Source organism: Bifidobacterium dentium JCM 1195 = DSM 20436, assembly GCF_001042595.1.
Taxonomy (GTDB): domain Bacteria; phylum Actinomycetota; class Actinomycetes; order Actinomycetales; family Bifidobacteriaceae; genus Bifidobacterium; species Bifidobacterium dentium.
Window position 1 is genome coordinate 54,202 of the sequence record NZ_AP012326.1, and the last position, 19,847, is coordinate 74,048.

12 protein-coding genes and 1 tRNA gene are annotated in these 19,847 nt (G+C 59.0%); 7 read left to right on the plus strand and 6 right to left on the minus strand.

All coding sequences use genetic code 11. The features are described from left to right. The first annotated feature begins 45 nt into the window (after positions 1-45). From BBDE_RS00230 to BBDE_RS00240, 3 genes are all read left to right on the plus strand, one after another. On the plus strand, positions 46-2,523 hold the full coding sequence (locus tag BBDE_RS00230; RefSeq protein WP_012901772.1) for a YhgE/Pip domain-containing protein: 2,478 nt from the start codon (positions 46-48) through the stop codon (positions 2,521-2,523). Next, a complete protein-coding gene (locus BBDE_RS00235; protein WP_003838044.1) occupies positions 2,520-4,793 on the plus strand; it encodes a YhgE/Pip domain-containing protein in 2,274 nt (757 codons plus the stop codon). The genes BBDE_RS00230 and BBDE_RS00235 overlap by 4 nt, the downstream gene beginning before the upstream one ends. Before the next feature lie 83 nt (positions 4,794-4,876). Further along, complete coding sequence (locus BBDE_RS00240; protein ID WP_012901773.1) at positions 4,877-5,941, plus strand: alpha/beta fold hydrolase; 1,065 nt, start codon at positions 4,877-4,879, stop codon at positions 5,939-5,941. Between the two features lie 148 nt (positions 5,942-6,089). Here BBDE_RS00240 and BBDE_RS00245 read toward each other — a convergent pair whose 3' ends face one another. Beyond that, positions 6,090-7,298, minus strand: a complete 1,209-nt coding sequence (locus BBDE_RS00245) for a MalY/PatB family protein (protein ID WP_003838039.1) — start codon at positions 7,296-7,298, stop codon at positions 6,090-6,092. A 139-nt stretch (positions 7,299-7,437) separates the two neighbouring features. On the opposite strand from BBDE_RS00245, the gene BBDE_RS00250 reads away from it, so the two are divergent. After that, positions 7,438-8,340: a DMT family transporter gene (locus BBDE_RS00250; RefSeq protein ID WP_003838037.1), complete on the plus strand. Its 903-nt coding sequence runs from the start codon at positions 7,438-7,440 to the stop codon at positions 8,338-8,340. Between the two features lie 356 nt (positions 8,341-8,696). Here the strand turns inward: BBDE_RS00250 and BBDE_RS00255 are convergent, their stop codons facing one another. Continuing rightward, the gene (locus BBDE_RS00255; RefSeq protein WP_003838034.1) at positions 8,697-9,326 is read right to left on the minus strand and encodes an NAD(P)-dependent oxidoreductase; all 630 of its coding nucleotides are present in this window, start codon (positions 9,324-9,326) and stop codon (positions 8,697-8,699) included. Positions 9,327-9,563: 237 nt separating this feature from the next. Between BBDE_RS00255 and BBDE_RS00260 the strand changes: the two genes are divergently transcribed. Beyond that, the gene (locus BBDE_RS00260) at positions 9,564-9,887 is read left to right on the plus strand and encodes a winged helix-turn-helix transcriptional regulator (RefSeq protein ID WP_003842980.1); all 324 of its coding nucleotides are present in this window, start codon (positions 9,564-9,566) and stop codon (positions 9,885-9,887) included. Positions 9,888-10,213: 326 nt separating this feature from the next. Here the strand turns inward: BBDE_RS00260 and BBDE_RS00265 are convergent. Together BBDE_RS00265 and tgt are read right to left on the minus strand one after the other, a co-directional pair. Next, a tRNA-Leu gene (locus tag BBDE_RS00265) sits at positions 10,214-10,299 on the minus strand. Positions 10,300-10,553: 254 nt separating this feature from the next. Continuing rightward, the gene (gene tgt / locus BBDE_RS00270) at positions 10,554-11,870 is read right to left on the minus strand and encodes a tRNA guanosine(34) transglycosylase Tgt (protein ID WP_003838032.1); all 1,317 of its coding nucleotides are present in this window, start codon (positions 11,868-11,870) and stop codon (positions 10,554-10,556) included. 299 nt (positions 11,871-12,169) lie between these two features. Between tgt and BBDE_RS00275 the strand changes: the two genes are divergently transcribed. Beyond that, positions 12,170-14,008, plus strand: coding sequence for a S1C family serine protease (locus BBDE_RS00275; RefSeq protein WP_003838030.1), 1,839 nt, complete (start codon positions 12,170-12,172; stop codon positions 14,006-14,008). Positions 14,009-14,354: 346 nt separating this feature from the next. Continuing rightward, positions 14,355-16,790 carry an HAD-IC family P-type ATPase gene (locus tag BBDE_RS00280; protein WP_003838029.1) on the plus strand — a complete coding sequence of 812 codons (2,436 nt, stop codon included), beginning with the start codon at positions 14,355-14,357 and terminating at the stop codon, positions 16,788-16,790. Positions 16,791-17,084: 294 nt separating this feature from the next. Here BBDE_RS00280 and BBDE_RS00285 read toward each other — a convergent pair whose 3' ends face one another. Then, a complete protein-coding gene (locus BBDE_RS00285) occupies positions 17,085-18,095 on the minus strand; it encodes an asparaginase (RefSeq protein WP_003838028.1) in 1,011 nt (336 codons plus the stop codon). 92 nt (positions 18,096-18,187) lie between these two features. Continuing rightward, positions 18,188-19,705 carry an amino acid permease gene (locus tag BBDE_RS00290; protein WP_033489546.1) on the minus strand — a complete coding sequence of 506 codons (1,518 nt, stop codon included), beginning with the start codon at positions 19,703-19,705 and terminating at the stop codon, positions 18,188-18,190. Positions 19,706-19,847 lie beyond the last annotated feature (142 nt).

A 19,847-nucleotide genomic window follows, 5' to 3' on the forward strand; every position in this document is an offset into this window, starting at 1 on the left:
AGTATGCGACCTGATAGTTGAATGTTCGACTTGACGGAGGAAGATATGCGAACGATTCTCGCCATTTTCGCGCGCGATGTCAGACGCATCGTGAAGAGTCCCGTGGCGTTGGTCGTGACCTGCGGCGTAGCCCTGATTCCGTCGCTGTACGCATGGTGCAACATCCTCGCCAACTGGGACCCTTACGCCAACACCGGCAACATCCAAGTGGCCGTGGCCAACGAGGATCTCGGTACCGATTCCACGCTCGTCGGACATCTCGACGCGGGCGCGCAGACCGTTCGCAAACTCAGGACCAATCATCAGCTCGGCTGGCGTTTCGTCAGCAAGTCGGACGCCCTCAACGGCGTGAAATCCGGCGAATACTATGCGGCAATCGTATTGCCGGATGACTTCAGCGCAACGCTGATCGGATCCGTCACCGGTACCACCGAACGTCCGCATATCACGTACTACGTCAACGAAAAGGAAAACGCGATCGCGCCGAAAATCACCGACACCGGCGCCACGGAAATCGACGAACAGATCAACTCCACCTTCGTAACCGCCGTCGCCGACGCCGTGGCCACGGAAGTCAAGCGATCCGCGCAGGCCACCACGCAATCGCTCGACGGTGCGCAAAGCGACGTCATCGCGGATCTCAACACCACCATCGACCAGCTGAACAGCGTGCGCGACGAGCTGACGCACATGTCGACCTCACTCAGCGACGCCGAAACCACCATCGCTAAAGCGCAGGATACCAACAAGCAGATCAGTGCGGACCTTGCCACCGCCACGGGTACCGCCAACACCACCATCGGACTGCTCGCCGACGCACAGACCGCATCACAACGATTCTCGACGACACTCGCCAAGGCGCTCGATAACGGCAGTGTGCAATTGTCCAGTCTGCACATCGGCGTCAACACCGCTACAGGTCAGATCGTCAGCGGGCTCAACACCACGCAAAGCGCCGTGAACGCCGTCAGCCAGGCGATGCAGAAGACCTGCGACAAAACCGATGAATTCATCGGTGGTCTCGACCGCGTGCTCGCCTCCAGCGGCCTTGATCACAACAGCAAGGAATACCAAGCGCTCGCGCAGCAGATCGCCGATGCGCGCACCCAGCTCAAACAGGAGCAGCAGCTGCTCGACACCTTCGGCAACAACGCCGACGCCCTGATCGGTGACGGCACGACCACTGCGATCACGCTCGGCAACACCGTCGCCGGACTCACCGCCGACGGGGCAAACAAACTGATTGACGCACGTGACAAACTGACCGGCACCATCATGCCGTCGCTCGACAGCTCATTCACCTCGCTCAGCGCCACCAGCGGTTCCCTGATCGGTACGCTCGACGCGCTCGGCAGCCTGATCGGACAAAGCGACGGCCTGCTGAATCAGCTTGACGACACCCTACGGCAGACACGCACCACACTCGACTCCACCGTCAGAGCGCTGGACGACCTTGAAGGCAACCTCGACGCCACGCGCACCGACGTGGCCGCACTCTCCAGCTCACAGACCTACGAGCAAATCACCAAACTGCTAGGCCTCAACGCGGCGAGCATCGGCGACTTCATGGGCAACCCCGTGCATCTGAGCGAAATCGTCGTATATCCGACCGACAACTACGGGTCCGCCGTCACGCCGTTCTACACCAACCTTGCGCTGTGGGTCGGCGGTTTCGTGCTCGTGGCCATCTACAAACTCGAAGTGGACCGCGACGAGCGCATCCGCAACTACACGCCGACGCAAGGCTATCTCGGGCGTTGGCTGCTGTTCATGACAGTCGGCTTCATGCAGGCGATCATCGCCACCGTAGGCGATATCGCACTCGGCATCCAATGTGCGCATCCGATGCTGTTCATCCTCGCAGGACTGCTCGAATCGTTCATATACGTGAACATCATCTACGCGCTCGCCGCTACGTTCCGGCACATCGGCAAGGCGGTGGCCGTGGTTCTCGTGATCGTGCAGATTCCGGGTGCCTCCGGCCTATATCCGATTGAGATGATGCCGGAATTCTTCCAGCGGCTCAAGCCGTTCCTGCCATTCACCTACGGCATTCAGGCCATGCGCGGACCGATTGCGGGACTGTACAAAATGCACTACTGGAACGATATGTTCCACTTGCTGTGGTACTTGCCGGTTGCCCTGTTCATCGGATTGGTGGTGCGCCGGCTCGCCATGAACCTCAACGCCCTATTCGACGAACGGCTGGCCGACACCGACCTGATGATCACCGAACGCAACGCCGGCGTAGACAGTCAGTTGCGCTTCGTAGGCATGGCACGCGAATTCGCCGAACGCTATCCGGAAATCGCGCACGCCCGAGCCGAACGGTTCCTCGCCGTATACCCGAAGCTGGTACGGTGGGGCTTCCTCACGTTGGCGGTGTTGCCGTTCGTACTGCTGATTCTGCTGTTCATCATCCAACAGAAAACAGTGATGCTTACGTTGTGGATCGTGTCGATCATCGTCATCGACACCTATCTGATCGTGGTCGAATACCTGAAGGAAAGGTACGCGCGGTGAAATATCTCTGGGGTATCTTCCGACGTGACATGCGCCATGCCACAAGCAATGTGATCGCCCTGATCGTCTCGATGGGACTGGTGATCGTACCGGCGTTGTACGCATGGTTCAACATCGCCGCCAGCTGGGATCCATACGGTAACACGAAGGCGCTGAAGGTGGCGGTCGCAAACGTGGACTCCGGCTACAAGTCGGAGTTGATTCCGGTGCGCATCAACGTGGGCGAGACGGTGCTGAGCGCACTGCGAGCCAACCACCAGCTCGACTGGCAGTTCGTGGACAGCGCCAAGGCCGTCGACGGCGTGAAATCCGGCAAGTACTATGCGGCGATCGTCATTCCGAAATCCTTCAGCGCCGACATGATGACGCTGTTCTCACCCACCGTCAAGCATGCGACGCTGAAATACTATCTCAACGAAAAAATCAATCCGATCGCACCGCATATCACCGACGAAGGTGCGTCCACCGTGGCCAACACCATCGACAAGACCTTCGCGAAAACGATGGCGCAGGTCGGACTCGACCTTGCCGCAAACATGCTGCAGTATTCGCAAAGCCCACAGATGGCGCAATACATGACGAATCTGACGTCGAACATCGACGGCATGGTATCCACCATCTCAGGGGCGCAAGCGCAGGTGAACGCCTACTCGACGCTGTCGGGTTCGGCCGACAGCGTGATCACCTCCACGGACAAGCTGCTCGCCTCCACGCGCAAAGCCGGCAAACAGGCGCGCAAAACCTTGAAACAGAGCGGAACCAGCACCTCGACACTCACCGATGCCTGCACCAACGTAACCGATGCCGTCAATCAGGCTTTGCAACAGGCGGTTTCGGCGCTGGACGACATCGCAGACAAAGTCGGCACCGCCTTCGACCAGCTCGACAAGGATGCGACAGGCGCCGCGAAAACACTGCAGGACCTATCATCGCAGGTATCAAGCAGTGCGAACGTATACGGCAATTACATCGCGCAGCTGGAGAAGATGCGTTCGGCAGCCGAAGGATTGCCGGACGGAGACTCGAAGCAGGCCTTGCTGAATGCCATCGACAAGCAGATCGCGGCATTGCAGGCCGCACAACAGGATACGCAGGATCTGGCTACGGCGCTCGCCGCCGCCTCGAAACAGGTTGCCGCCGACAGCGGCGACATTCAGCGGGATCGACAGCAGATCCTCAACCGGATCACGACGGCAAAACGGTCGATCACCACTGTGCAAAGCGACTATGAGCAGAACGTCAAACCCAAACTGGACGATTTGTCGGCATCGGTGCAAACGCTCGTCACGCAGACCGGTACCGTGATCAGCGGACTGGATGCCGTCACCGGTGACGTCGGATCAATGGCCGGCGGCATCGGTGCGAATGTGGCTGCCGTACGCAAGACGCTAGGCAGCGTATCGGCCTCGTTGGGCGAATCGGCCGGCAAGCTGTCCGATCTGAGCGCAAAGTTCAAACAGGCCGTACAGGCCGGAGATAGTAGCGCAATCGCATCGCTTACGTCGAGCGATACCGACGCCGTCGCGACGCTGCTGTCCGCACCGGTGGCGCTCGACCGTGTACCGATCTACCCGATCGCCAATTACGGATCGGCCATGGCGCCGTTCTACACGGTGCTGTCCATCTGGGTGGGTGCCATCATTCTGGTGGCCATCATGAAGGTGGCCGTATCCGATCGTGAAAAGGCGCACGTGCTCGGGTTGGGGGATTCGTTGCCGCTTCGCGCCCGTAACCGTGAAATTCCGGGTAACGCGGCGACGTTCGGGTTGCGATTGCATCACGAATATTTCGGCCGACTGGGCATCTTCGCACTGCTGGCGCTGCTGCAAGGCACCATCGTATGCCTGGGAGACATGTACTTTCTCGGCGTGCAGGCCGAGCAGCCGCTGCAGTTCCTGGCCGTGGGATGGTTGTGCGCGGTGGTTTTCTCGAACATCGTGTACACGTTGACCGTGTCGTTCGGCGATATCGGCAAGGCATTGGCCGTGGTGCTGCTGGTGATGCAGGTAGCCGGTTCAGGCGGCACGTTCCCAATCCAGACGCTGCCGAAGTTCTTCCAGATCTGCTACCCGTTCCTGCCGTTCCCGCACGCCATCGACGCGATGCATGCGGCCATGGCCGGCTCATATGGTCTTGAGTATTGGATTGATCTTGGTGCGCTCGCGCTGTTCCTGCTGCCGTCGTTGCTGCTTGGACTAGTATTGCGTCGGCCGGTGATCCGCCTCAACAACTGGGTGCTGCGGAGGCTTGAATCCACGCATGTGATGTAGACGGTTCCGTTTGCGCTTGGCGATGGCGTGTCTGTAAGAGCATGCCCGCGATGGTATGAACGACTGGCCGTATGATGGGTGATATGACTATCACGCTCATCGATGAGGCGCATTACGACGCCGAAATGGACGCTAAGGTGCTTCCGGCGCTGCAAGCCTGCCTGACGGAAGGGCGTATGAAGCCGGCGACGCACGACAGCGACGGCAAGGCGTTGCCTACGCTCGATAATCCCGGCACGTTGCACTATTGCTGCTACGACGTCCGAAAATTCAACGAATCGCGCGGAGGCAGGTCGGCGGGACCGTTCCGCGGAGCGGTCGTCATCTCCCACGGTTTCACCGAATTCGGACGCAAATACAGCGAGATGGTGTGGTACTTCCTGCTCGCAGGCTATTCCGTATGCGTATTCGAGCATCGCGGTCACGGCCATTCCGCGCATGACATGAGCAATCCGAGTTTGGTCTGGATCGATGACTGGCGTCGATATGTAGCTGATTTCGCAACATTCGCCAGCACCGTCGGACGCGAGTATGCAATGGGTCGGCCGCTCGACCTGTACTGCCATTCCATGGGCGGCGGCATTGGCGCGGCCGTGCTGGAACGTTATCCGAGTCTATTCGACAAGGCGGTGCTGTCCGCACCGATGATCGCACCGGCGGTCGGTATGCCGACGTGGGTCGCGCGCATCGTCGTCGGCGGTATTTGCGCACTGGGATTCGGCAAAAGCCGAGTGTTCGGGCATGCCGACTTTTCCGACAATCTCAATCTGGACGATTATCGCGGCGCGTCCGAAGCGCGCATCCGCTGGTTCCACAAGCAACGGCTCGCCGACGAATGCTGTTGGACCAATGCGGCGACCTTCGAGTGGGCGAATCAGGCCATGGCGCTATCCCGTGCGGTGCTCAAACCCGACATGTGCGGTGCCATTGAGACGCCGACGCTGCTCTTCCAGGCCGGGCTTGACGTGTGGGTGCTCAACGGTCCGCAGGACGAGTTCATCGAACGTGTGCGCGAAGGTGGCGGTTCCATAGAGAAGGTGCGCTACGACCAGTCGTTGCACGAGATCTTCTCCATGCCGAACGATGTGGTCGGTCCGTATCTGAAGCGAATCCTCGATTTCCTTGGCGCGCACGACGTAGGCTTGTAGGAGTGGCTTGCGGCGGGCTTGTGCTTTGCGGGCGCGTGGCTTTTTGTGGCTGCGGACTCCGTTGCTTGAGACCGACTTGAGACCGCAGCCACAGAGGCACAGTTGTAGTGCCACCGCCGTAGGGCTGCGGCCACAATCATGGTGGGACTTAGGCGTTGAACACGTACCGGTCGAGTCGATCGAACGCTTCCCTGACACGACTCAACGGTAGTGCGAGATTCACGCGAATCGAGTACGGCTGTTTGAACATGACGCCATCCTGCCAGCACACGCCCACGTCCCAGCCGCGTTTTTCGAGTTCCTGCAACGAAACGCCGTGCGCCTGACACCATTCGGAGCAGTCGAGAAACAGCATGTACGTGCCCTCCGGCTTGGCGCATGAGACTCCGTCGAAATGATTGGCGATGAAATCGCACGCGTAGTCCACATTGCCGGTCAGAACCTCGCGCAGCTCGTCAAGCCACGCATACCCCTCCGGCTGGTAGGCGCCGATCAGCGCGTGCATCGACAGCACGTTCATCTCGTTATAGTGCGATTTCGAGCTCTTCGCGCCAATACGGTCGCGCAGATACTTGTTGTAGATGATGTGATAGCTGCCGATCAGCCCCGCCAGGTTGAACGTCTTGCTTGGCGCGTAAAAGGCGGCGGTACGGTTGCGCGCGTCCTCACTGACCGACTGCGTCGGAATGTGCTGGTGATTGCCGAGCGTCAGATCGGACCAGATCTCATCGGAAATGACCAGGCAGTCGTTGCGGCGATAGACCTCCATCGCCTGCTCGATCTCCCAACGCTCCCACACGCGGCCGCACGGGTTATGCGGGCTGCAGAACACGGCGACATGGATGTTGTTCTCCTTGATTTTGCGGTCCATGTCGTCGAAATCCATACGCCATACGCCGTCCGCGTCGCGCGTGAGCGGGCTATGCACGATGCGGTATCCGTTGTTCTCGATACTCATCGTGAAGCCGATATAGGTCGGGCTGTGTAGCAGGACCGCATCGCCGGGCGCGGCGAACGCGGTGAGCGCGGAAATCACGCCACCAAGCACGCCGTTCTCATAGCCGATGGCCTCGCGGGTCAGTCCCGTCACGCCGTTGCGCGTGGACTGCCAGCGGATGATCGCGTCGAAATACTCGTCGGTTGGACTGAAATAGCCGTATGCCGGGTGTTTGGCGCGTTCGATGATCGCTTCCGGGACGGTCGGAACGGTCGGGAAGTTCATGTCGGCAATCCACATCGGAATCACGTCGAACCCTTCCTTCGGCGGATCCGGCGAGAAGCCGAGCTGTCCCAGCCCGTCGACCGCAATCGAATCTTTGCCATGACGGTCCATGATGGACGTGAAATCGTAAGTCATACCGTGCCTTTCGCAAACATTGCCGGAGGGGAGACCTTCATCCTAATACGGTCACGTTTCACCATCGAGTCCAGCAGACGACGCGATAGAATCAGGCCGGGACGTTTCGAAAGGTAAGGGGTGGTTATGGGAGTGGATAATGTCTGAACGAACTTTCGAACTGACTCCTCGGAAACTGGCCATCGGCACAATCATGACGGTGACCGGGGCCGTATTATGGGGCGTCAACGGCACCGTATCGAAAATCCTCATGGACTCATATCGCGTCGACCCCACGTGGGTGGCATGCGTGCGCGAAATCGTGGCCGGACTGCTGTTCCTTGCCTGTGCGGGGGTTGCGACGCCGAAATTGCTTGGCGGCATGCTGCGCGAACGCAAAAACTATCCGATGCTGGTCATTGTGGCGTTGTCGAGCGTGCTGGTGATTCAGGTTGGCTATCTGCAGGCGATTCACTGGACCAATGCCGGCACCGCAACCGTATTGCAAAGCCTGAGCCTTCTATTCGTGTTGCTGTACGTGTGCGTGCATGGCAGACGGTTGCCGACCGTCATCGAAACGATTGGCGTGATACTTGCGGTAATCGGCACCGTGCTGATTGCCACCGGCGGCAATCTGTCGTCGATTTCCCTGCCGCTGCCCGGCCTGGCTTGGGGGCTGGCCAACGCACTCGGCAATGCCGCGATGGCGATCATTCCGCTTGCGCTGATTGCACGATGGGGAGCCTTTTCGGTGAATGGCGTGGCATTCCTGATTTCCGGATTCGTGCTGGTGCCGTTCGTGCGGCCATGGGCCCACATGCCGCAGTTGGATGCCCGTGGCTGGCTGATGTTGGGTTTTCTGGTGGTGATCGGCACGTTCGCGGCGTGTGGACTGTATATGGGCGGCGTTGCGATTATCGGCTCGATGCGTGGCATTCTCATCGGCACCATTGAGCCGGTGGTGGCTACGGTCACCGCCGTAACATGGACCGGTGCGGCATTCTCGCCCGCCGACCTGGTCGGTCTGGTGCTGATCATCCTCATGGTGTTTCTGGTGCGGTAAGCTTTCCCGGTCTTCTGACTCCGCTCCTCCGTCTGGTTCTTCTGGTTCGTCCTCTTGTCTGGTTCGTCCGATCTTCCCACCCCTCTGTTTGTCCGATTCTGGTGAATCAGACAAACAAGCAGTACTGCGCATCCTCTGTTTGTCCGAAAATCCAGAATCGGACAAACAGAGTGGAGCAACCGTGCTCCAGTTGTCCGAAAATCCCGAATCAGCCATGCGCGAGGCAGTCGCGTAGTGTCATGTGTCCGATTCTGGAGAATCGGACATTCGCTGGGTGCTTAAGGTGCTCCATGTGTCCGAATCTCCAGAATCGGACACATGGCATGGGGGATGGGGGAGCCGCTTCGGCTCATGACCTACTTGGTGTAGACGGAGATACGCTCACCGACATGCTTGCCGGATTCAGCTTCGTCTACCATGGCGATGGCGTAATCGGCATAGCTGATGAAGCTTTTGCCTTCGGCATTGGTGGTGAATTCCTCGCCGGCCAGCCCGTAGGATCCGGTACGTTCACCCTCGGCTTGGAAGTCGGCGGCGGGGCTGACGTAGGTCCACTTCACGTCGTCGCGGTTACGCAACAGATTGAGGGCGGCGACATGTGCTGCGGAGACCGGTTTGTAGGCGTCAAGGAACTCCGGAGTGTCCTCAAGGGCCTTGGTGTGTTCTTTGTTTACAAACAGGCTGCCTGCACCTCCAACAACGATCAGTCGGATGTCGGTGCCGGAAAGCAGGTCGGCGAGATGACCGGCGGCTTGTGCGATCTGTGGCAGGGTGTCCGGGGACCAGGTGCCGAAGGCGTCGATGACCACATCGAATCCGGCAAGATCCGCCATGGTCAGATTGAACACGTCTTTGATGATGGCGTTCGGGGCTGTGGTTCTGTTCTCGCCGCGTACGACTGCGGTCACATCATGGCCGCGACGCATGGCCTCCTTGACAATGAGTCGTCCGGCTTTGCCATTTGCTGCGACTACTGCGATCTTCATGGTGATTCCTTTCGTGTTTGCGGCCCTTCAAAGGAAGGGTAACTGCCGACCGGAAGGTCAGGCGGAGAAAGATTCCTCTCTATTGGGTGTTCCCAGTGGAAATCTTCCGTTTTTCGCTTACATGATGTACTGTATTTCCATACAGAAAATAATGGAAGAAGGCACAAATTAGTTCTGTAGTTACCTATAGGGAACTTTTATTGTGATTCCTGGATTTTATGGAAAGGATAATTTTAGATGGAACGTGAATTACCGGCGTGTCCCGTTGAAACAACGTTGCTGATGATTTCCGATAAGTGGAAGGTGCTGATTTTGCGTGATTTGCTCGATGGCACCAAGCGATTCAGTGAATTACGTCGCTCGGTCGGCAATGTTTCGCAGAAGGTGCTTACCGCGAATCTGCGACAGATGGAACGTGATGGGCTGGTGCACCGCGAGGTCTATCCGGAGGTGCCGCCGCGTGTGGAATATTCGCTGACCGAAACCGGGGTGAGTCTCAAGCCAGTCATCAAGGCTATGAAAGACTGGGGAATTCACTATAAGGCCACATGCGAAGCATGAGTTTGTCCGTTTCTGCCGAATCGGACATTTCTGGAGCGAAAAGTGGATTTGTTTGTCCGATTCACCAGATTCGGACAAACGGTTGAGTGGGATGCTGCCTATGCGAAGTGATAGATAGCCAGTTAGGGGGGTATGTAACACAACCGGCAGCACTTCAATGTCGGCGAATGAACCCCGTACTCAAACATCCGTTTTTGATCAATGACCCTCAAGCATGTTCAACGACGCTTATTGTTGTTATATTTTTCGGTATATTTTCGGGGTTTGATCAGAAAACGAAGAACCCTGAAACATTGCAATTCCAACGTTTCAGGGTTCTAATCCCGTGGTGCGAGCGGGGGGAGTTGAACCCCCACGAGCATACACTCACTGCCACCTGAAGACAGCGCGTCTACCATTCCGCCACGCTCGCAGACAATGGAATAATTTACACCCGTATTGGTATTTGTCCAATGCCGGCGTGTCGTGTTGCTGCCTCCATGGGGAAATACATGAGGAGTGAGGAAACTGGCGTTCTGAGTCAGGCTGATGCAGGCCGGTGCGGCATGTGGTTGTCCGATTCACCAGAATCGGACAACCAAGACGGCAAAGTACAATGCGGCACAGCGCATCGGCCGATTCCAGACCGCAATCACCCAGCGCATTTCCGTTCTTCCGGTTTGGGCGTTAGCCCCTCGATCCGTTCGCGTAGAAGCGGGCCAGCGTCTCGTCGCGGAATTCGTCGAAATAGCCGCCATCAATCGAAGCGCGGATGTCGTCAAGCAACTTGACGAAGAAATGCTCGTTGTGAATTGTAGCCAGCGTGAATCCGTTGAATTCGCGGGCACGCAGGGCATGATCCACGTAGGCACGCGAATAGTGCGTGCAGGTATAGCAGGTGCAGCCCTCCTCAAGCGGCCCGAAATCGTGTTTGAACTGCGCCCGTTTGATGTTATAGCGGCCCGAACGCGTGAAAATCGCGCCATTGCGGCCGCAACGTGCCGGCGCCACGCAATCGAACGTGTCGCCGCCATTCTCAACGCACGCGAAGATGTCATCGACGGCGGCGATGCCGAGCACATGGCGCGGTCGGCTTTCGGGCATCGCATCGCAGATCCAGGCGCAGGTGTCGCCGATAATACGCTTTTCGATCGCGCCGCCGATACCGACGCCATCGAAATCAAGCGAGGCGATCTGCTCGGCCGCATGACGGCGCAGATCCTCATAATTCGCGCCCTGTACCACGCCATACAGCGCCTGATATGGCTTGCCGAGACGCTCCTCGGTAAGCCGCTGATGCTCGGCTACGCACCGCTGCGCCCAACGATAGGTACGCTCCACGGAACGCTCCTGGTAGCCACGCGTGTTCATCAACGTGGTCAGTTCGTCGAAGGCGAACATGATGTCGGCGCCGATTTTGTGCTGGATGCCCATGGAGATCTCGGCGGAGAAGCGGTGCAGAGAGCCGTTGAGCGGTGACTTGAACGTCACACCATCCTCGTCTACGAATGCGAGGCGTTCCTTGCCTTCGGCGATCACTTCATCGGATTTCATGCCGGTTACGTCCATGGCGAGGGTCTTCTTGAAGCCCGCACCGAGCGACAGCACTTGGAACCCGCCGGAATCGGTGAAGGTCGGACCGTTCCAGTTCATGAATTTCGCGAGTCCGCCGGCCTCATCGAGCACTTGCTCACCTGGCCGCTCGTAGAGATGGAAGGCGTTTGACAGCAGGCACTGCGCGCCGAGATCCTTCATGGTCTCCGGCAATACGGCCTTCATCGCGGCCTGCGTGGCTACCGGCACGAACGCCGGCGTATGGATGTCTCCATGCGGGGTGTGGATGATGCCGGTACGTCCATAACGCGCGCCGCCGCGGCCTTTGCCGTCGGCCGTATCCGGCAGTCGAGTGATTTGCTCAAAGGAGAATGCGCGGCGGTCTCCGGGTTTGCCCGGCTCGGCTCCGCGCGGATGCTCGACGAGATTCGATTCAGTAAGGCTTGTCATGCGTTTCACTTTAGGCGATATCGCCGATTGCGTCGGATGGAGAGAGTGTTCGGTCCTACGGGATGGGTGACGGGCCGGATGGATTGCGCAAGAGGCGAAAAATCACCGTTTGCAGGTGCGATGAAGACGTTCCGATAAGGATGGAAGCGGCTGTTCGCCGATGCAGACGATCAATTCGAGTAGTACTTTCAACAAACATTCAGGAAATTTCCAGAGCGGGTATCTTTACTCTTAGATAGCAGTTCGAGCGGCACGATTGCTGAACATGTGAAATGCCGCGAGACGAATAAGGAGCAAGAATGGCTGAAGATAACAACGACCAGAATGTCGTGCAGCCGCAAAACAACGCACAACAGGCCGTACCGACGCAACCGGCCGACGCCGCGACCGACAATGCCGAGACCTCCGTGACCGAACCGATTGCAGTGCACGACGCCGGCGAACAGCCGACCACTACCCTGCCTTCCGTGAATGCCGCGGATTCGGAAATCGCCCCGGATTATGCATCCGCCGCCGGCGAAAGCACCGTGGTTTCCGGCGGCTCGTCTACGGGCGGCCAGTCGACTGCCGGCGCTTCCGCGCAATCGCAGTATCGTCCGGCGCCGGAATACGGCGCCTACGGAACGGTGCCGCCGCAGCCGACGAACGGAACGAATGCCGCGCAGCCGCAGTATGGTCAGCCTGCACACAGTGCGCAGACATCGCAGATGCCGCCGCAGAACAATCGCAATCCCTTCTTCGGCAATCCATATGTGAATCCGCAGAATGAGCAGCATGATTCGCGCGGCAGCAATCCGTTCACCGCTCCGCAGGGAGGTGCGAACGTTCCACCGAACACCCCGAACAACGGCAATCCGTTCAATCCATTCGGCAATGCGGGCAATCCGCAGAATCCGGTGGTCAAGACCCGACCGAAGACCGCTGGCAACGTGGTCGTGGCCGTGGTCGCCGCGCTGGTTGCCGCCGTGCTCTGCCTCGGCGTCGGCTATGCGGCCATCACCAATGGTTGGGTGCATGTGCCTACATCGAGCTCGATGACTAGCATCAGCTCCAACCAGTCCGGTTCCGGTTCGGCCAAGGCCAAGAGCGGTGAGGCCGTTGATTGGACGGCGGTAGCCAAGGAAGTGTCCAACTCCGTGGTCTCCATCCAGACCGTGACCAGCGAGGGCACCGCCAAGGGTTCCGGCGCGATCGTCAGCGACAAGGGCTACATCGTTACCAATAACCATGTGATTTCCGGTGCACAGCAGATTCAGGTCACGCTCGCCAACGGCACCATCTATTCCGCGCAGGTCGTCGGCACCGATACCACCACCGATTTGGCGGTCATCAAGCTTGACAATCCGCCGAGCGACCTCAAAGCCGTGGAATTCGCCGATTCCGACGACCTTGCCGTCGGCGAGGCCGTGATGGCCATCGGCAATCCGCTCGGCTACGACGACACCGCCACCACCGGTATCGTCTCCGCACTCAACCGCCCGGTGACCGTGACCGATGACAACAACAACGCCATCGTCACCAACGCCGTGCAGATCGACGCCGCAATCAACCCGGGCAACTCCGGCGGCCCGACCTTCAACGCGGCCGGTCAGGTAATCGGTATCAACTCGTCCATCGCCTCCACCGCAAGCTCTTCCAGCTCGGCGGGTTCCATCGGCATCGGTTTCGCGATTCCGTCGAACCTCGTCAAGCGCGTGGCCAATGAGATCATCGAAAACGGTTCCGTGCAGCACGTGGCGCTCGGCATTACCATCAAGAGCTCCACGGTCGAAGCCGACGGTGTGACCCGTGGCTGCGCTCAGGTGCAGTCCGTGGTCGACGGCGGTCCGGCTTCCAAGGCCGGCGTGAAGGCGGGCGACTCCATCGTGGCCTTCAACGGCAAGGCTGTGAACAACAACTACTCGCTGCTCGGTTACGTGCGTGCCTCCGCCATGAACGACAAGGTGACGCTGACCATCGTGCGCGATGGCCACACCATGGATCTCGAAGTGACGCTGAATCAGGAGGAATCCAGCAGCAGCTCCTCCAACAAGCAGGAACAGAACGAGCAGAACAATGGCGGCAACGGTCAAGACCAGCAGGGCAACGGCCAGAACGGTGACGGCGGCGGATTCACCGATCCGTTCGGCCTGTGGTAAACCGGATCAGCAAGTCGGGGCGTAAGCCTCCGACAAGCCCAAGGCGAACGTGATAATCATCGAAAAGCCTTGTAGCACCAAGCGAAACGGGACTGTGTGAGCAATCGCACAGTCCCGTTTCACATGCCGTGCGGCCAAGTCCCCCTGAAGACCTGTTACCCTTAAAACGAAGGTCGTTGAAGCGGCCGGATAATTGAACATTCCAGTAATCTTTTTACGCCGTGTATCGAGGCATTCCACGTTCGGACAGTGCCGCCGATGGGTTAACAAGGCGTGAATGCATCAGCCTTGGACCGGTATTCCGACCTGTACGTCCTCGGCTGGTATACGAGCGTAAGGAGATTCGATGCGTAGAGTCATCAATCTTTGCAAGCAGGTTCCACTCCTGCCGATCACCATCCTTGCCGCCATCCCGCTGGCCATGCTGGGCACGTGGCGACCATGGGGCACGCGTTCCGTATTCGCCATGCTGTTTGGCTGGGATTCGGTCAATCCCGGTGTCGGGCAGTGGCTGGTGATTGCGCTGGTGCTATACACGATTATCGTCACCGTGCTTGGCATGATCGACGATGTGCGGCATGGTCACGTCGGCGTCGATCTGTTGGCCGTCATCGCCATCGCCTCGACGCTCGCCGTTCAGGAGTATTGGGCCGCTTGGGCCGTGGTGCTGATGATCTCTTCCGGTGAGGCGATTGAGGAATTCGCACAATCGAAAGCCGAAAGCAACCTGACGGCGCTGATCGAGGCCGCGCCGAGGACTGCGCACGTAGTAAGACTGCCGGGTATGCGTGGACATATGCATGCGTCCGGTACCGAACATGCCTCGGATATTTCGGAGGACGGCTTCCGTCGCGCCGTCACAATGTCCGATTCTGCAGAATCGGACATGCAGGCCGTACGATTTACCTCCCAGATGTCCGATTCTGCAGAATCGGACACAGGAGCGCCGAAGGCTTACGACGCTTCCGGAGAGCATTTCACCACGATTTCCGTGGACGACGTCAAGTTGGGCGACGTACTGTTGGTACTGCCGGGTGAGACGGTTCCGGTTGATGGCGAGCTACTGTCGGGTGCGGCCACGCTGGACCTGAGCAACATCAACGGCGAGCCGCTACCGCGCGAAATCTACGCAGGGGCACGCGTCATGTCGGGAGCCGTCAACGGCTCGACAACGCTGACCATGCGTGCCACACAGCTTGCTCACGATTCGCAGTATCAGAAGATTCTGGAGCTTGTCTCGTCCGCGCAGGACTCACGGCCGGCCGTCGTGAAAACCGCCGACGTGCTTGCAGTGCCGTTTACCGTTCTTTCGCTTGCGATTGCGGTGCTCGCATGGATCATTGCCGGCACGCCATTGCGATTCGCGCAGGTGCTGGTGTTGGCCACGCCTTGTCCGTTGCTGATTGCGGCTCCGGTCGCGTATGTCGCCGGAACGGGGCGGCTCGCCAAGGCGGGAATCCTTATCAAAGCGCAGGACGTGCTTGAAAACCTGGGCCGTGTGACGCATATCTTCTTCGACAAAACCGGCACGTTGACCGTTAAACAGCCGCAGGTCGTGCGTGTCGAGAAGCCGTTCGACGTGAGGTCCCCATTCAATGACGATCACATTCTCATGATGGCCGGTGTAGTGGAGGGGTACTCCGTGCATATTTTGTCGAAGGGCATCGCGGCGGCCGGGCAGCGGGCCATGCATGATTTGTATGCGCGGTATGCGGCAGGGCAGCGGCTGTGCGCGGAACGGAATCTTCCGGGGCATGGGCGCGACTATCCGGTGGTGAACAACATTGTGGAGGATGCCGGCAAAGGCGTGTCCGGCGAGGTGAACGGGCACAAGGTGCGCGTGGGGCGTTATGCCTATGCCACGGCCGACGAGTTCGGCTTTTCGCCAGTGGTCCATGTGTCCGATTCTGGTGAATCGGACAAACGTGGCACCTCCACTACCCTCCAGATGTCCGATTCTCCCGAATCGGACAATATGAAGCCAGGAACTAGTGTTCAAGTGTCCGATTCACCAGAATCGGACATGCAGAGGGTACGGAATGCGGGTGTACTGTCCGATTCACCAGAATCGGACAAACGGGCGGTGAAAGGCAGGCTGGATGTGAACTCGCGGTTCGCGCCGCTTGAACCGGATGAGATGGCCGCGTACGTGGCGCTTGACGGGCAACTGGCTGCACGCATCGTGTTGCGTGATGTGCCGCGCAAGAACGCGAAGAACGCCTTGGCCCGATTGCGCGAGCTTGGTGTCGGGAAACTGTCCATGCTGACCGGCGACAAGGCGGCTTCCGCGCGAATCATCGCCGAGGAGGTCGGCATTGATGACGTCCATTCCGAACTGTTCCCTGAAGACAAAGTGCGTGCGGTCAAGGATGCTTCCGAAGCTACGCGCCGGCATCGGACGTGGCGGGATGGCTTCACGGGCGAATCCCGAATTCATCAGGTGACCATGATGGTTGGCGACGGTGTGAACGATGCGCCGGTGCTCGCGGCTGCCGACATCGGCATGGCCATGACCGATGGTACGTCGACCGCGGCTTCCGAATCCGCTCAGGTCGTGATTATGAACGACGACATCGCTTCCGTGCCGCGTGCCATCGCCATCGCCCGTCGTACTAAGAAGGTGATGCTGCAGGCGGTGCTCGTGGGTCTCGGTCTTGCCGTCATCGGCATGATTGCCGCCGCGTTCAACCTGATTCCGGTGGTGGTCGGCGCGTTTATGCAGGAAGGCATTGATGTGGTGAGCATACTGTGGGCCCTCACTGCTTTGTGGGATAGGGAGTGAGCGTGCGGATTCGCCTTGGTGGTAGAGGCTGTTCTTGCGTCTTTCCCAAGATATTTGGGATTGGATGCGATGATGAACCGTGCACGATTCCCAGGAATGTGATTTCCTGAAAGTCGTGCACGGATTTTCCTTGGAAAAAGTGCCGGTACTCACCTCCAAAGACATTTAGGGGGTATCGGTTGAGTGATAAACCGAGCACGACTCTCGAAAAGACCATTTTCCTGAAAGTCGTGCGCGATTACGTGATGCGGCCTCTATTCTTATATCCCAACAAATCCCTATAGTCCCATGGCCCTACAGCGAACTGGGTGAGATTTCACCGGCGATGGGTCGCTTCATCCATTTGCCGAAGTCCGATCCGGTCACGCCTTGCGACAGTAGGAACATGATTTTCGCGTAGGCGGCCTCCAGCGTCATGTCACCCGATCCGATGGCCCCGGCGCGAGCGATCGCATCGCCCGTCTCATAATGGCCGAGCAGCACTTCCGCCTGCTGACATTGCGATGCGATGATAACCGGTACGCCGTCATGCAGCACGTCGGCGATCACGTCGGTCAGGCCTGGCTCGTCGCTGGGCACATTACCCACGCCATATGCGCGTAACAGTACCGCCTCCGGCCGCGGTGTGAGCATGGCGTCCAGTCGTGCCGCAGAAATGCCCGGTACCATGTCGATTACGGCCACATCATGGCGCTCGTACGGTTTCGGTGACCGCCAGCCACATCCGACCGCTGCGGAATCGTCCGCATACCAGTGCCAAGGCGTGCCGGTGCGTGCCAGCGGTCCGGTGGACGGCGCCGAAAATCCTTCGAACGCCCAGCTCGATGACTTGCTTACACGATTGCCGGCAAACAGATGATGCCCGAAGAACAGTCCCACGCCATGGAATCGTCCGCTCATGGCCGCGTTCAACGCACCGGTCACATTGGCGGTGGCATCCGACTCGATTTTGCCGAGCGGATGCTGCGAGCCCGTGAAGATCACCGGCTTGCCGAATTCAGTCAGCGCGTACGACAGGGCCGCGCTGGAATAGCTCATCGTATCGGTGCCGTGCAACACCACGAACGCGTCGGCGTCGGCGGCATGCGTGCGCAAATCGTCGATCATCGTCTGCCAATTGTCGGGTGTCGCATTCGACGAATCAATCAGCGGATCAAGTTCGGTGAACGAAAACAGGCCGGAGTCCATATGCGCATCCTCAAGCAGACGGAACAGCCATCCACGGGTGTCGGCGCCCGGAATCAGGCCATTCGGCGAGTCGATCATCCCGATTGTGCCACCGGTATAGGTGATGTGAATGCGCATTGCCTTCCTCCTTATCGAAAAATCGATGCGCCGGGTGGGCGGCCTGTATGTTCCGCCGCCCACTTTACTGTCTTGTCCGATATCGTGAGCGGCTACTTGCCCGGCGTTTGCGTGGTTTCCAGCACGTCGGCCACGCCGTTGCCGTTGTCGTCGAGCATCTCGTCCATCAGATCGCCGTTGATGCGACCGCGTACGTAGAACCAGCCCGCCACCATGGCGATGATGACCACCACGAACATGGCGAGCGTCCAACGGCCGGCAGCGCTGGTGAGATTCGACAGCACGACCACCGCGAAGAACAGCAGGGAGATGTAGTTGGTGTACGGTGCGCCCGGCATGCGATATTCCGGTCGCGTCTCCTCGCCGGTTTTCGCCTTCTTGAGGAATGCGAGATGCGTCACAAGAATGCACGCCCAGGTGCCGGCGATGCCGATGCCAGCCAGATTCATGACGATTTCGAACGCGTCGGATGGCAGTACCGCGTTAAGTGCCACGCCGACCAGTCCCAGCGTGGAGGTGATGATGATGCCGCCATACGGCACGTGGTGCTTGTTCATGCGTGCCGCGAATTTCGGTCCGGATCCGGCCACGGCCAGCGAACGCAGGGTGCGTCCGGTGGAATACAGGCCTGCGTTGAGCGAGGAAAGCGCCGCGGTCAGGACTACGACCTGGATCACGTCGCCGGCATGCGGAATGCCAATGCCGGAGAAGAACGTGACGAACGGCGATTCGTTGGAGGAGTAGGCGGTATACGGCAGCACGAGTGCCATGAGCACCACGGAACCCACGTAGAACACGAAGATGCGGATGATCATCGAATTGATGGCCTTCGGCAGCACTTTCTCGGCGTCCTTGGCTTCGCCGGCGGCCACACCGACCATTTCGGTGCCGCCGAACGCGAATACGACGCCCAAAGTCAGGGCGAATACCGGTGCGATGCCCATCGGGAACAGGCCTCCGTTATCGGTGATGTTGGCGATGCCGGCGTGGGCGTCGCCAACCGGGGCGCCCGTCACGATGGCCCAGATGGCGATGAGCATGAACGCGACGATGGTGGCCACCTTGATGGCCGCGAACCAGAATTCCGCCTCACCGAACATTTTCACGCTCAGCATGTTCAGCACGAACACCAACGCCAGCGCGATCAGTGCCAGTAGCCATTGCGGCACGCCTTGGAACGCCTTCCAGTAGTGGAAGTACACGGCTACGGCGGTGATGTCGGCCATGACGGTCACGGACCAGTCCAGGAAGAACAGCCATCCGGTCACGTACGCGCCCTTCTCACCGAGGAATTCGCGTGCGTAGGAGACGAATGCGCCGGATGACGGGCGGCGGATTGCCAGCTCGCCTAACGCGCGCACCATCAGGAACGCGAAGATGCCGCATACGGCGTAGGCGATTGCCAGTCCTGCGCCGCCCTGCGACAGTCGGCCGCCCGCGCCCAGAAACAGACCGGTGCCGATGGATCCGCCGATGGCGATCATCTGGATATGACGTGGCTTCAGGTCCTTGGCATAGCCTGCGTCGCTTTTGTCTTGTTTGACTGCGCTGTGCGATGTTGCGTCGCTCACTGTTGCTTGCTCTTTCTCTGTGTTGTAGGTCCCATGCATGCGTGCCGTATGAGGGCGGTGGCATTCGTCAAACGTTTTAGTCTGATGGATAGGCACATGAATTAACAGGCACATTATAAGGACGGTGTGCAACTGAGCGAGATCCGGTTGCATCCGTGCCACGACAGTGGCGCCGTGAGCC